Raw genomic sequence first — 13,690 nt, 5'->3', positions numbered from 1 at the left:
CGCCCGCCACCCAGCGCGGGCGGGACGTCAGTCGTCGAACCGGGCGAAGGCACGCAAGGCGCCGCCGTCGTTGTCGGTGACCTGCGTATAGCCAAGGGATTCGTAGAACGCCTTCTGGCCTGCCTCGTCATCCGTCAGCAGGACCTTTTGCCGGACGTGGGAGAACGGTCGCAACACCAACCGCACCAGCCGTCGGCCGATCCCCCGCCGCTGGAAGGCCGGACGGACCAGCACGTCCTGCAGATAGCAGATCGATGCCCCGTCGGATATCACCCGGGCCAGCCCAACCAGTTCGGTGCCGGCGTGGGCAACGGCGATGGCGGTGGAACCGGATAGGGCAGCCGAGACCGTCTCCGGCGACGAGGTGTAGGCGGTCCAACCGACGGCATCGTATAAGGCGAGAACCTGATCAAACTCCAGCGCGGCCGCATCGGTGAGGCGGACGTCCAGAGGCGTCTCGTCTGTCGCGGCGGGACGGTCCACGGAGCTAGCTTTTCGGCTTCCAGATGTTGATATCGGAGTCCACCGCAAACCGGTCGATGGCGGCGGCTTCCTCGCCCGTGAAACTGAGCGTGGCTACGGCGGCGAGGCTGCCCTCCAGCTGCGTGACGCTGGACGCCCCGATCAGCGCCGAGGTCACCGGCGAGCCCTTCGACTGCTCGCGCAGCACCCAGGCGATGGCCATTTGCGCCAGCGACTGACCGCGGTTCTCCGCCATTTCGTTCAGCCCGCGCACACGGTCCAGGTTTTCCTCGGAGAGCATTTGCGGGAACAGCGACTTGTTCTGTGCCGCGCGGGAATCCTCCGGGACGCCTTTCAGGTAGCGGTCCGTGAGCATTCCCTGGGCCAGCGGCGAGAAAGCGATGCAGCCCATGCCCTCCTCGTCCAGCACTTCCAGCAGGCTCGGGCTGGCATCTTCCACCCAGCGGTTCAGCAACGAATACGAGGGCTGGTGGATCAGCAGTGGCGTTCCCAGTCCGCGCATGATGCGGGCCGCGTCCCGGGTCTGTTCGGGCGTGTAGGAGGAGATGCCGGCGTACAGGGCTTTGCCGGAACGGACCGCCTGGTCCAGGGCGCCCATCGTCTCTTCCAGCGGCGTGTTCGGGTCCGGCCGGTGGCTGTAGAAAATGTCCACATAGTCCAGCCCCATCCGCTTCAGCGAGGCATCGAGACTGGACAGCAGGTATTTACGCGAGCCCCATTCACCGTACGGCCCCGGCCACATCAGGTAGCCGGCCTTGGTGGAAATCACCAGCTCGTCGCGGTAGGGCAAAAAGTCTTCGCGCATGTGCCGACCAAAATTCGTCTCCGCGCTGCCCTCGGGCGGACCGTAGTTGTTGGCCAGATCGAAGTGTGTCACGCCCAGATCGAAGGCCCGGCGCAGGATGGCACGCTGTACCTCAAACGGCTTGTCGTCGCCGAAATTGTGCCAGAGCCCCAGCGAGACGGCAGGCAGTTTCAAGCCGCTTCGTCCCACCCGGCGGTAGGGCATGTTCTGGTACCGGTTCTGTGCAGCTTCAAACGCCATCCACTCATCATGCCATCGAGGGCCGGCAGATGCCGACCGGCCCTCGGCGGGCTACCTGTGTGAGGGTCGAATTGCTAGCGGCGGTCGCAGTGGAACCGGACCTTGTTGCTCGACACCCAGCCGTCACCACTGCTGTAGCTGACAGCCTTGTAGGTGCGGCCGCACCGCAGGCCGCCGTCACGGCTGGTGAAATCGCCGCGATGGGTCCAGACGTAGTAATCATTGACGGCCCGGTTACGGGAAACATTGACAATCCAGATATGGACGCGTTTGGCTTCATAGTCCGAGCCGTGTAGCCGGTAGTCGCCCCGGCCGGAAATCCGCAGCGACAGGTCGGCCCCCCGGCCTCTGTCCGCCTGCGACGTCGAAGACGTTGCGGCGATGCTGCTGGCACTGGCCGGCGCTGCCAGCCCCATGCTGGCGAGAAGTCCCCAAAGAACGCCGGCGATCAGCAACCACGCGCGCCATTTTGCTGAAGTTTTCATCACTCAAAGTGCTTCCGTGATTTCCGGGTGGCCCGGACGCGGAAGGCGCGTCCGCCTGTCGATCAACGGCTTGGCGGGGCCCCCGGCCCTTCTGTCGCCGCTGCCGCTTACTTGCGCCGGATAACCACGGGACTGCCCCCGGCCCATTAGTGGTTACAAGAGGTTGCCATCCCTCGGGAGGATCATGACTCCAGTGCTCCACCCCGTGCCCCTTTGGTGCGGTTTGCACGTGTATACAGCGTAGTGGAAACAGGTCAAGCCGGATACCCCGGAAAGCCCTTTTTTCCGGTGCCTCGGGACGTGCACCGACCCATCTTCCGCCACCCTTCGGACGGGCGGCTACGGGTTCCGGCCGGCGATGATCCTGCCCACCACATCAGGGACTGCGGCGCTGATATCGGATGCAGCCAGCGGCCGGCCCAGCGCGGATAACGACGGCGGTGCGCACCGCCCGCTGGCTGCTCCCGCCGCGCCCGGCGACGGTGTGGATGCCGCTTCGCCCAGTCGCGCCGCCTCAGCCCCGGCCAGGCCGTGGAGGCAGGCAGCCATGGCAGCAACCACTGCCCAGCGCTCCGGTTCCGCGAATCCGGCCGCTTCGAACTGCTCGCTCCGGACTGTCGCTGCGAGGGCTCCGAGGATCCCGGCGAGCGTGTCGCCGGATCCCGCCGTGGCCAGCCAGTCGGGCCCGTCGTCTTGGCAGAACAGGAGGCCGTTGGGTGCGGCGATCACCGTCACAGCGCCCTTGAGCAGCACTGTGGCGCCGGTCAGACCGGCCGCCAGCGCGGCGAATTCGGCGGGCGAGGCTTCAATATGGTCCCGATCCGTCGCCACGCCCTGTGCTTCCAGGATCCGGACCAGTTCGCCAGCGTGCGGGGTCAGGACAACATGGGGGCCAAGCTCAGCCGGGAGCACGTCGAAGGCGCCAGCGTCGGCAACCACCGGCAGCCCGGAAGCCATGGCGTCCCGGGCGCGCCCGCGCTGTTCCTCGTCGCCGTCGGTTCCAGGGCCCACCAGCCATGCCTGGACACGGGCATCCGCCACTGCGCCCTGCGAACAGACTGCTTCCGGCGTTTGCAGGTTGATCAGCCGGCACACCTCCGACGGCCCCAGATACCTGATCATGCCGACGCCGGTGGCCGCCGCCGCCCTGGTGGCGAGCAGGGCCGCACCGGGATAGGAAGCGGAACCGGCGGCGATGCCCAGCACCCCGCGGGTGTACTTGTGGTCGGTCCGCCGCGGCACCGGCCAGAGCATGGCCAGATCATGCGGTTCGAGCCGCCGCAGTCCCGGCTCCGGAAGCAGGCGGCCGAGGCCGATGTCCGCCGTCTCGATCCTGCCGGCGAGCGCCGCCGCGGGATCGAGGAACAGACCCGCCTTGGCCCCGCCGAAGGTTACCGTGAGGTCTGCGGGCAGCACAGGGCCGTCCACCTGACCGGTTTCGGCGTTGACGCCGCTGGGCAGGTCGCACGCCACCACCAACGGCCGGCGGCCGTAGCCGCCGTCGGAATCCAGCAACGTCTGCACCAGCTCCCGGGCCGGGCCGCGGAGTCCGCCGGCGGCACCGGTGCCCACAATCCCATCGACCAGGGCGTCCGCGCCCGCGCAGATGTCTGCCGCCGCCCGAACCGCGTCGGCCAGAGCCGACGCACCACCGGCAGCCTCCGGATCCAGCCGGATCACCCGGCCGCCGCCCCGTTCGAAGGCAGCCAGCGCCTCCGGGTGCACTCGCTCGGAAGTGAGCACCGCCGTCGTCATGGCGCCGCGCTGCGCCACCGTGGCCGCAGCGAAGAGGGCGTCGCCGCCGTTGTTGCCGCTCCCTGCCAGCACCACCAGGCGGGCGCCATAGACCCGGCCGGTCACGCGTTGAAGTTCCCGGATGATGCCGGCGGCCAGCCCGGCGGCCGCGCGGGCCATCAGTTCCGGACCATGTCCATCCTCAAGCAGCGGGCGTTCGGCGGCGCGGATCTGGTCCGGCGTCCAGGCCTCGATCATGAAGTCCTTTCGGTCGGGGAAACGAGCGGGCTGGGGGTTGGACGGTAGAAGGCGGGCTACTGCCGCAGCGGCCAGGGCTGCCAGCCGTTCGGCAATAACTTCAGCGTCCGTTCGGCCTCGGAGAGTTGTGCTTCCGTGTAGTCGTGGGACGGCTCGCCGCCGCCGCCTTCCCAGCCTGAGCCATCCACCCGAACCAACTGGTATTCGGCACGCCGGTGCTGTCCCAGGGGGTAGCGCTCCGCGAAGCCCCCGGCCGCCACGGCGAGCACGTGCTGCTCCAGTCCGGCCGCCTCGGAGTCCAAGGTTTCATCGCAGGCATCGCAGCCGCAGGACGGAAACGGTGTGCTGTGCAGCAGACCGCTGTGCAGTAGGATCCCGGGGAAATCGGTAAACGTGAAGACCAGCGGCGCCGCATCCGGACTGGCCGGGTCCACCCGGACCGCCCGGAGCACGCGCACTTGGCCCCGCATCCGGGCAGTTGTTTCGGCCGTGACGTCCCTGATGCTGGCCACGTAGGTGGAGGCCAGATGTTCAATCAGGCTGTCCGCCACGGCGTGGAGGCCGCCGAAGCGATCGGTGTTGCTGGTGACACTGTAAGAATCCGAGGCTGCTTCCTCGTCGCCCCACCGGATGCCGTAGGAGATTTCTGCCCCGTCCGCATCCCGGTAAACCTCCATCGGAAGGTCCGGCCGAACGTAAGGTTTCCAACCGGCGGGCAACGGAACCGGCTGCGGCAGATTCGCGTCGTGCTCCTCGAACCGCGGCAACGGCTCCGGATCCGACTCGGCCCAGTCGCGGATGGTGGCCAGCGACTCCGCAAACTGATTCACGTCGGCGGCGTGCAGCCGCTCCACCAGGCCCTGGACGACCAGGCTCATTTCGTGGTCCCCGGCCTCGGTGATGCCGCCTTCCATGCTGCGCCACCGGGCGTCCGGCCGCTGCGCCACCACGGTGTTGCCGGTGAAGACTTCCGCCGCGTTACCCAGTTCAGCTTCAGCCAGCAGCGCGGCAGTATTGGCCCGCAGGAACTCCAGCAACCGGACCGGATCGGCCGCCAGAGAAGCAGCATCTTCGCCGTGCCGCGCACAAAACCCGACAAACGATGCGTAGCCGGCGACGTGCCGGACCTCGGGTCCTTCCGCCTCCGACCGGTACAGCGCCCGGCTGGAGTAGACGGGGAGCGGCGGCCCGGTGGCCGGTCCTTCGAACAAGTCCTCTGCAGCAGCCATGCAGCCGATCCTAGCCTGCGGCCCCGCTGTGGACTATGGCGGCCGAGTGCCCGGGCAGAACCAGTCCGGCAAACGCCCCGGCTGGCGAAGCATCGCCCGTGGTAGCGGCTGCGCTCCCGGTAGCGGCTGCGCTCCCGGCTGCGGCTGCGCTCCCGGCTGCAAATGCAGCGCCATCGTCCGTGGCCAGCACCACCGCGCCGGGCCCGGCCGGGACGGTGCTCGGCTCGGCGGAGAAGTTGCAGCAGATGGCCAGCGGGCCACGGTGCAGGATGAGCCAGCCGGCGCCCGCGTCAGTGTGCACCGACACCGCCGCAAAGTCAGGGTCCGTCAGCTCGGGATGCTGCTTCCGCAGCGCGATCAACCGCCGGTACAGCTCCAGCATCCGCGCGTGGTCGCCGGTTTCCGGCTCGCTCCAGTCCAGCTTGGAGTTGTGGAAGGTCTTCGGGTCCTGCGGGTCGGGCACCACCCGCGGGTCCCAGCCCATCCGTTCGAACTCCTTGAGCCGGCCGGCGGAGGTCGCTTCGCCCAGTTCCGGCTCCGGGTGCGAAGTGAAGAACTGCCACGGGGTGGACGCGGCGAACTCCTCTCCCATGAACAGCATGGGGGTGAACGGGGCGGTCAGGTTCAGCACCGCAGCGAGCGCCAGCTGCCCATAGCTCAGGCTCCCGGTGAGCCGGTCGCCGGCGGCACGGTTGCCGATCTGGTCATGGTTTTGGGTGCAGACCACCAGCTGCGGTGCCGCCACCCGGTCCTTGTTGATCGGCCGGCCGTGGTGCCGTTCCCGGAACGAGGAATAACTGCCGTCGTGGAAGAAACCGTCCCGCAGCACCTTCTCCAGCGCTCCCAGTCCGGCGAAGTCTGCGTAGTAGCCGCTGGTCTCGCCGGTGAGGTTCACATGCACGGCATGGTGGAAATCGTCGCTCCACTGCCCGGCCAGACCGTAGCCGTTCGACTCCCGGGGCTCGATCAGCCGCGGGTTGTTCAGGTCCGACTCGGCGATCAAAAACAACGGCTTGCCCAGTTCCGCCGCACAGGTGTCCGTCACCGCCGCGATCTCCTCCATGATGTGGACCGCCCGCTCGTCCCGCAGCGCATGCACCGCGTCCAGCCGCAGCCCGTCCACGTGGTAGTCGCGGAACCACATCTGCACGTTGTCCGTGATGAAGCGGCGCACCTCGTCCGAGCCGGGGCCGTCCAGGTTGACGGAATCGCCCCAGGTGTTCGCGCTGCCGCTGCTCAGGTACGGCCCGAACCGCGGCAGGTAGTTTCCGCTGGGGCCCAGATGGTTGTAGACGACGTCCTGGATCACGCCAATGCCCTTGGCATGCGCCGCATCAACGAACCGCTGGTAGGCGGCCGGCCCTCCGTAGGTCTCCTGCACGGCGAACCACAGCACGCCGTCGTAGCCCCAGTTGTGTGTTCCGTTGAACGCATTGACCGGCAGCAGTTCCACGTAGTCCACGCCGAGTCCGGCCAGGTAGTCGAGCTTGCCGGCGGCTGCGTCCAGCGTTCCCTCGGCGGTGAACGTGCCGAGATGCAGTTCGTAGACCACCCCGCCCAGTCCCGGGGAAACCCAGTCCTGGTCCCGCCACGGGTGAGCCGCGGCGTCGAATGTCCGGGACAGTCCATGTACGCCGTCCGGTTGGCGGCGCGACCGCGGATCCGGCAGCGCCCTGTCCTCGCCGTCGAGCAAGTAGCCGTAGTCAAGCTCCCCCTCGGGCACGGCGGCGGTGTCCGGCAGCCGCCACCAGCCGTCGCCGCCGGGTTCGTGCAGCGGCAGCCGGGATGGGCCCGCCTGGAGTTCCACCGTGCCGGCCTGCGGTGCCCAGACCGCGAAGTCCCGGCTCATGCTCCTTCTTCCCCGCGCACCAGCAGCGCCACCGGCAACTCGGCCAGCACGTCGGACAGGTGGAGGGCGCCCTCGCTGCTGTGGCTCCGCCCGCTCAGCACGTCACGGTATGGTCCCGGCGAAAGGACGGCGGCGGTATCCCGCCACCCGCCGTCCCGCTGCAGCCGCACCGGCAGCCGGGTGGCCAGCGTGATTGCGCCGCCGCGGTCGAAGCCGAACACGTGGTCGGCGGCGGGTCCCTGCACCGAAACGGCCTCGTAGCCGGTGAACAACTCTGGCCGGTCCCGGCGCAACTGCAGTGCCCGGGCGACCACCAGCATTTTGGCCGCCGCGCCGTCGTCGACGGGCGGGGTCCCGTCCCTGCCCAGATCCTCAAGCGCCATGCGCCGGGCCTGGAAGTCCACCCGCCGGCGGTTGTCCGGATCCACCAGCGAGTGGTCCCAGAATTCCGTGCCCTGGTAGACATCGGGCACGCCGGGCATGGTCAGCTGGATGAGCTTCGCGGACAGCGAGTTGCTCCGGCCGAAAGCCACGGTTTCCTCCACCAGGCCGACCAGCAGGCGGTTCACCTCCGGGTCGTCGAAGGCCGCATCCACGGCGGCATGCAGTTGCTTTTCGAAATCGGCATCGGGGTCGATCCACGAGGTGCTGTTGCCGGCTTCGCGGGCCGCCTTCTCCGCGTAGGCATGCGCACGTTCCCGGCTGAACGGCCAGGCTCCCAGCGCCGCCTGCCACAGCAGGTCCGCGAACGGCAGGTCTCCGAACGGCGCCAACCGGTCCAGCTCCGCCAGCCGGGCCGGCCATTGGTCCGCAAGTTCGGCGAGCACGGAGATCCGGGCGCGGGTGTCCTCGCTGCGTTTGGTGTCGTGCGTGGAGAGCGTGGTCATCGCCAGCGGCGCCTCCTGCTGCCGGCGGATCAGCCGCGTGTGCAGCTCGAACGGCTCCACCGCGAAGATCGATGGGTCGGCGCCCACCTCGTTCAAGGAGGTCAGCCGCGTGTACCGGTAGAACGCGGTGTCTTCCACGCCCTTGGCCATCACCATGCCGGAGGTCTGCTGGAAGCGCACCGCCAGCTCGGTCAGGGCCCCTTCAGGCTGCAGCAACGGCAACAAGGTGGTGACCGCTTCGGCTAGGTCCGGGCGGCGGGCCTGGGCCGCGATTCCGGCTTCCGCTAAATAGTCTGCGCCGACCGGCAGGTAACTCCGGTACACCGGAAAACAGCTCAGCAGTTCCGCGAGCGCATCCGCGGCGACGTCGAAGTCCACTCCCGCGTCGGCCGGGACCAGCCGCGCCAGGCGCAGTACCTCGGAGCGCAGGATGCCGTCCGCAATGCCCCGTTTGGTGTCATGGATCATGTGCTGGTACGGCTGGACCGGCGCTGCCTCGGTCAGGCGTTCCCGCCCGTCGGGATCCACCAGCAGCCGGTCTATCTCCGCCAGCGCGTCATACCCGGTGGTTCCCGCGCAGGCCCAGTCCGCCGGCAGCGTCTCCCCCGGTTCCAAGATCTTCTCCACCAGCACGTAGGCGCCGCCGGTCAGCTCCTGCAGCCTCTGCAGGTAACCCTTCGGGTCCGCCAGCCCGTCCGGGTGATCCACGCGCAGCCCGTCGACCAGGCCCTCGTCGAACCAGCGTTTAATCTCGGCGTGGGACTCGTCGAAGACCCACGGCACCTCCACCCGGACGCCGGCCAGCGAGTTCACCCCGAAGAACCGGCGGTAGTTCAGCTCCGCGTCGGCCCGGCGCCAGTTCACCAGCTGGTAGTGCTGGCGCTCGTGGACTTCCCGGGCGGTGGCGCCGTCGTCGGCTGTCCCCGCTGCGACAGGGAACCTGTTCTCGTAGTAGCGCAGCTCGCCGTCGTTCAGCTCCAGCGCATCCAGTTCCGCGTCCCCGTCGCCCAGCACCGGAATCCGGATCTTTCCGCCGCCGGCGTCCCAGTCGATGTCGAACGCTTCGGCATAGCGGGACCCGCGGCCCTCGGCCAGCAGCGACCACCACCAGCGGTTGTTGGCCGGAGTCCCCACGCCCATGTGGTTCGGGACGATGTCCACCAGGACGCCCAGCCCGGCTTTCCGCGCGGCTGCGGAGAGCGCGCGCAGCCCGTCGATCCCGCCTCTGGCCGGATCCACCGCACCGAAGTCCACCACGTCGTAGCCGTGATCGGATCCCGGTTCCGCGGTGAGCAGGGGCGACAGGTAGACCCAGTCGACGCCGAGGTTGTGCAGGTACGGCACCAGGTCTGCCGCGTCATACAGCGTGAGCGATTCCCTGATCTGAAATCTGTAGGTGGACGCCGGTGCCCTCATCCTTACTGCTTCCCCTTCTTGCCCTTGGCTGCCGGCTTTGCGTCGGATTCATCAGCGGCCGCCTCCGGCGCAGCGCCAGCGTCCGGTTGCCGCCCGGGGGCCGACGCCTGCACAGATTCGGCGGCCTCGGGTTCCGCAGCCTGCCCGGATTCGTCCAGCCGCTCCGACTCGGACATGGCTGCCACCGATGCCGCCACGGAATGGTCCGGTTCGTCTTCCTGCGGCGAATGGGCCCGCAGCACCATGGTGGACTTCGCCGCCACCGGCGCGGTCTCCCCGGCCTTCAGCGGCCCGGTCGAGTCCCCGCCGCCCGCGGTATCGATGATGATGTCCCACGCCGGCGCATATTCCCGCGGCGGCAGCACGAATGGCACATCGTCGTCGTCCGCATTGAAATAGATCAGGAAGTGTTCATCGGTGATCCGCTGCCCGCGGTCGTCGCGCCCACGGATGCCCTGGCCGTTGAGGAAGACACCGATGCACCGGCCCAGCGCTTCGTCCCAGTCCTCCGGTTCCATCAAGGTCCCCTCCGGGGTGAGCCACACAACGTCGCTGAGCGGTTCGCCCTCGCCGCGCCGGACCGGCTTCCCGTCAAAGAACGTCCGGCGCCGAAAAGTGGGGTGGTCGGCCCTCAGCCGGTTGACCGTGGCTACGAACTCGAGCAGCGGCTGGTCCAGATTGTTCCAGTCCACCCAGGACAGCTCCGAGTCCTGGCAGTACACGTTGTTGTTTCCCTGCTGGGTGCGGCCCAGCTCGTCGCCGTGGGCAATCATCGGCACGCCCTGGCTCAGCAGCAGCGTGGCCAGGAAATTTCGCTGCTGCCTGGCACGCAGGGTGAGGACCGCAGGGTCGTCGGTAGGCCCTTCAACCCCGCAGTTCCACGAGCGGTTGTGGGATTCGCCGTCGTTATTGTCCTCGCCGTTGGCCTGGTTGTGCTTCTCGTTGTAAGAGACCAGGTCCCGCATGGTGAAGCCGTCGTGGGCGGTGATGAAGTTGATGGAGGCGACCGGCCGGCGGCCGGTGGCCTCGTACAGGTCGGATGACCCGGTGATGCGGGACGCGAATTCGCCCAGCGTGGACGGCTCGCCCCGCCAGAAATCGCGCACAGTGTCCCGGTAGAGGCCGTTCCATTCGGTCCACAGCGGCGGGAAGTTGCCCACCTGGTAGCCGCCCGGACCGATGTCCCACGGCTCCGCGATCAGCTTGGTCTGGGACACGATGGGGTCCTGCTGCACCATTTCAAAGAACGTCGAGAGCCGGTCCACATCGTAGAACTCGCGGGCCAGCGTGGAGGCAAGGTCGAAGCGGAATCCATCGACGTGCATTTCCGACGCCCAGTAGCGCAGCGAGTCCATCAGTAGCTGCAGCGAGTGGGGGTGGCGCACATTCAGCGAATTTCCCGTGCCTGTGTAGTCCATGTAGTACTGCGGCTGGTCCTCCACCAGCCGGTAGTACGCCCCGTTGTCTAACCCGCGGAAGGAAAGGGTCGGGCCCAAATGGTTGCCTTCTGCCGTGTGGTTGTACACGACGTCGAGAATCACCTCGATGCCGGCCAGGTGCAGTTCACGGACCATCGCCTTGAATTCCTGCACCTGCTGACCGGTATCGCCGGAGGAGCAGTAGGAATTCTGCGGCGCGAAAAAGCCGATGGTGTTGTAACCCCAGTAGTTGGACAGACCCTTGTCCTGCAGCGTGCTGTCGTTGACGAACTGGTGGACCGGCATCAGCTCGATCGCGGTGATCCCCAGCTTCTGCAGGTGCCCGATCACCGCCGGATGCGCGATGCCAGCGTAGGTGCCGCGTTGTTCTTCGGGGATCTCCGGATGCAGCTGGGTCAGGCCCTTGACGTGGGCCTCGTAGATCACCGTGCGGTGGTACGGCGTGCGCGGCTTGCGGTCACCGTCCCAGTCGAAGAACGGATTGACCACGACGCCGAGCATCATGTGCTCCGCCGAGTCTTCATCGTTGCGGGAGTCCTCGTCGCCGAAGTTGTAGCCGAACAACGGCTGGGCCCAGTCGATCTGGCCGCTGACGGCCTTCGCATAGGGGTCCAGCAACAGCTTGTTCACGTTGCAGCGCTGGCCCTGGCCGGGATCGTAGGGCCCCTCCACCCGGAAACCGTACTTCTGCCCCGGCTGGATCTGGGGCAGATAACCGTGCCACACATAGCCGTCGACGTCTTTGAGTTCGACCCGCGTTTCGGCGCCGTCGTCGTCGAACAGGCACAGGAACACGGCATCCGCTGCCTCGCTGAAGACGGCAAAGTTGGTGCCGGTCCCGTCGTAGGTTGCCCCCAGCGGGTAGGCGTCTCCCGGCCAAACTTCCATGCGCATACTCCTGATCATCGATGGGGATCCCCTCATCCTTTCTTACCTCATGGCCCGGACAATGGACATCCCGGGCGATCCGCCCCAGAGTCCGGACAACGACGACGGCGCCCGGCACCGCGCGGAATCCGCCGTGTCCCGGGCCCGCTAAATTCCCCTGCAGACTGTTGCCTGATGCGCCCGATCAGGCACACCGGTGCCACCGGTCCTACACAATGACTGGTACTACTGTCGACCGGGCCGGTGCGGGCGTATCGTTGACCTACTATCGGGTTCTCGTGAAGCGGGGGCTGGCCATGAATGGCGGCGATTCGGGATCCAGCGGCGTCGTCTCGCGGCGCGGGTTCACCAGGGCGACGGCCCTGACGGTGCTCGGCGCGGCAGGTCTGCTCAGCGGCAGTCCTTCCCGGGCTGTCACCGCCGGCGGCCCCCTTGAGCTGAGCCTGGCGGCAGCGGTCATTAATAGGGTCTATCGTGTCACCGTCCGGGAACCGGCCAGGGTCACGGATATGCCCAAGCACGAGTTCCGCGGCTTCTGGCTCTCCACCGTGCTCAACATCGACTGGCCGTCCCGCTCCGGGCTGACGGCGGCGGCCCAGCAGACCGAACTGCGCAGCTGGCTGGATCTGGCCCGCAACCGGAACCTTAATGCGGTCATGCTGCAGGTCCGCCCGGCCGCCGACGTCTTCTGGCCCTCCGCTGCGGGAGAGCCTTGGTCCCGCTACCTCACGGGCACGCAGGGGCGGAACCCGGGCTACGACCCGCTGGCCTACGCGATCGGCCAGGCGCATGCACGGAACCTGCACTTGCACGCGTGGTTCAACCCGTTCCGCGTCTCCATGACAACCAACCTGGCCGACCTGATCTCCTGGCATCCGGCCCGTAAAAATCCCGGCTGGACCTTCGCCTTCGGAGGCCGGCGCTACTACAACCCCGGCATCCCCGCCGTGCGCAGCTTCATCATCAAGGTGATCGCGGAAGTCGTGGCGAAGTACGACGTCGATGGCATCCACCTGGACGACTATTTCTACCCCTACCCGGTCGCGGGGCAAAGCATCCCGGACTCGGCCGCCTACAACGCGTACCGGCGGACGGGCGAGAGTCTGGCCGACTTCCGCAGGCGCAGCGTCAACACCTTCGTCCGCGACCTGAGCGCCAGAATCTTCGCCACGAAACCTCGGATGCTGTTCGGCATCAGTCCCTTCGGTATCTGGCGCAACCAGTCGACTGACAGCCGGGGCTCGGCCACCTCCGGCCTGCAGAGTTATGACGCCACGTTCGCCGACTCCCGTCTCTGGGTGAAGCAAGGCTGGCTCGATTATGTGGTCCCGCAGCTCTACTGGCACCAAGGCAACGCAGCCGCGGACTACAACACGCTGGTGAATTGGTGGGCGGGGCAGGTCAAGGGCACCACCTGCAAGCTCTACATCGGTGAGGGTGCCTACAAAGTGGGCGACGCTGCCCAGGGAGCCGCGTGGCAAAAGCCCCGGGAACTCTACAACCACACCGCCAAGTGCCGGGCCACCTCGGGGGTCAGCGGGCAGGTTTATTTCTCCGCCAGCTCCGTCCGGTCCAACCGGCTGAACAGCATCGGCCTGGTGAAGGACAAATTCTACCGGCGCGTGTCGATGACCCCGGTGATGTCCCATCTGGGCGCCCAGCGACCCTACGCACCGCTGATCACCAGCGCGCGGTGGAACGGCACCGCCGTCGAACTCATCTGGCGGGGCGCCACCAGCGGGACGCTGCCGCGGCACTATGCCATTTACCGCTGGGACTCCAACGGCGCCGCCGCTGCCGTGATCCCGTCCCAGGCCGGCGCGCTCCGGCGGGTGCAGCGGCGCCGCGGCAATCCGGAGCGGTTCGTGGACACGGGCACGGTCCGGGGACGCACCTATTGGTATGTGGTGGTCGGCATGAGCGATGTCATGGTCGAATCCGCCGCGGCTTCCGCCATCTTCATTCGAGCCTGAGAGG

Annotated in this window: 9 protein-coding genes; 1 reads left to right on the top strand and 8 read right to left on the bottom strand. The window is 67.6% G+C overall.

Annotated features, from left to right (window positions below):
- Positions 1–27 precede the first annotated feature (27 nt).
- From ACWF5H_RS17040 to glgX, 8 genes are all read right to left on the bottom strand, one after another.
- Entirely contained in the window at positions 28–483 is a 456-nt protein-coding gene (locus ACWF5H_RS17040) for a GNAT family N-acetyltransferase (RefSeq protein WP_452038296.1), read from the bottom strand.
- A 4-nt stretch (positions 484–487) separates the two neighbouring features.
- Positions 488–1,528: an L-glyceraldehyde 3-phosphate reductase gene (gene mgrA, locus ACWF5H_RS17035; RefSeq protein WP_452038294.1), complete on the bottom strand. Its 1,041-nt coding sequence runs from the start codon at positions 1,526–1,528 to the stop codon at positions 488–490.
- Between the two features lie 74 nt (positions 1,529–1,602).
- Positions 1,603–2,013 carry a hypothetical protein gene (locus tag ACWF5H_RS17030; RefSeq protein ID WP_452038292.1) on the bottom strand — a complete coding sequence of 137 codons (411 nt, stop codon included), beginning with the start codon at positions 2,011–2,013 and terminating at the stop codon, positions 1,603–1,605.
- 339 nt (positions 2,014–2,352) lie between these two features.
- A complete protein-coding gene (locus ACWF5H_RS17025) occupies positions 2,353–4,005 on the bottom strand; it encodes an NAD(P)H-hydrate epimerase (RefSeq protein WP_452038290.1) in 1,653 nt (550 codons plus the stop codon).
- A 56-nt stretch (positions 4,006–4,061) separates the two neighbouring features.
- Complete coding sequence (locus ACWF5H_RS17020) at positions 4,062–5,234, bottom strand: DUF6226 family protein (RefSeq protein WP_452038288.1); 1,173 nt, start codon at positions 5,232–5,234, stop codon at positions 4,062–4,064.
- Positions 5,235–5,244: 10 nt separating this feature from the next.
- The gene (gene treZ, locus ACWF5H_RS17015; protein WP_452038286.1) at positions 5,245–7,083 is read right to left on the bottom strand and encodes a malto-oligosyltrehalose trehalohydrolase; all 1,839 of its coding nucleotides are present in this window, start codon (positions 7,081–7,083) and stop codon (positions 5,245–5,247) included.
- Entirely contained in the window at positions 7,080–9,386 is a 2,307-nt protein-coding gene (gene treY / locus ACWF5H_RS17010) for a malto-oligosyltrehalose synthase (protein ID WP_452038284.1), read from the bottom strand. The genes treZ and treY overlap by 4 nt, the downstream gene beginning before the upstream one ends.
- Positions 9,387–9,388: 2 nt before the next feature.
- Positions 9,389–11,713 (bottom strand): glycogen debranching protein GlgX, encoded by a 2,325-nt coding sequence (gene glgX, locus ACWF5H_RS17005; protein WP_452038282.1) that lies wholly within the window; start codon positions 11,711–11,713, stop codon positions 9,389–9,391.
- A 215-nt stretch (positions 11,714–11,928) separates the two neighbouring features.
- Here glgX and ACWF5H_RS17000 point away from each other — a divergent pair, with 215 nt between their 5' ends.
- Entirely contained in the window at positions 11,929–13,686 is a 1,758-nt protein-coding gene (locus ACWF5H_RS17000; protein ID WP_452038280.1) for a glycoside hydrolase family 10 protein, read from the top strand.
- Positions 13,687–13,690 lie beyond the last annotated feature (4 nt).

Source organism: Arthrobacter sp. NPDC055138 (genome assembly GCF_053607305.1).
This window is presented reverse-complemented; position numbering and strand designations above follow the sequence as displayed.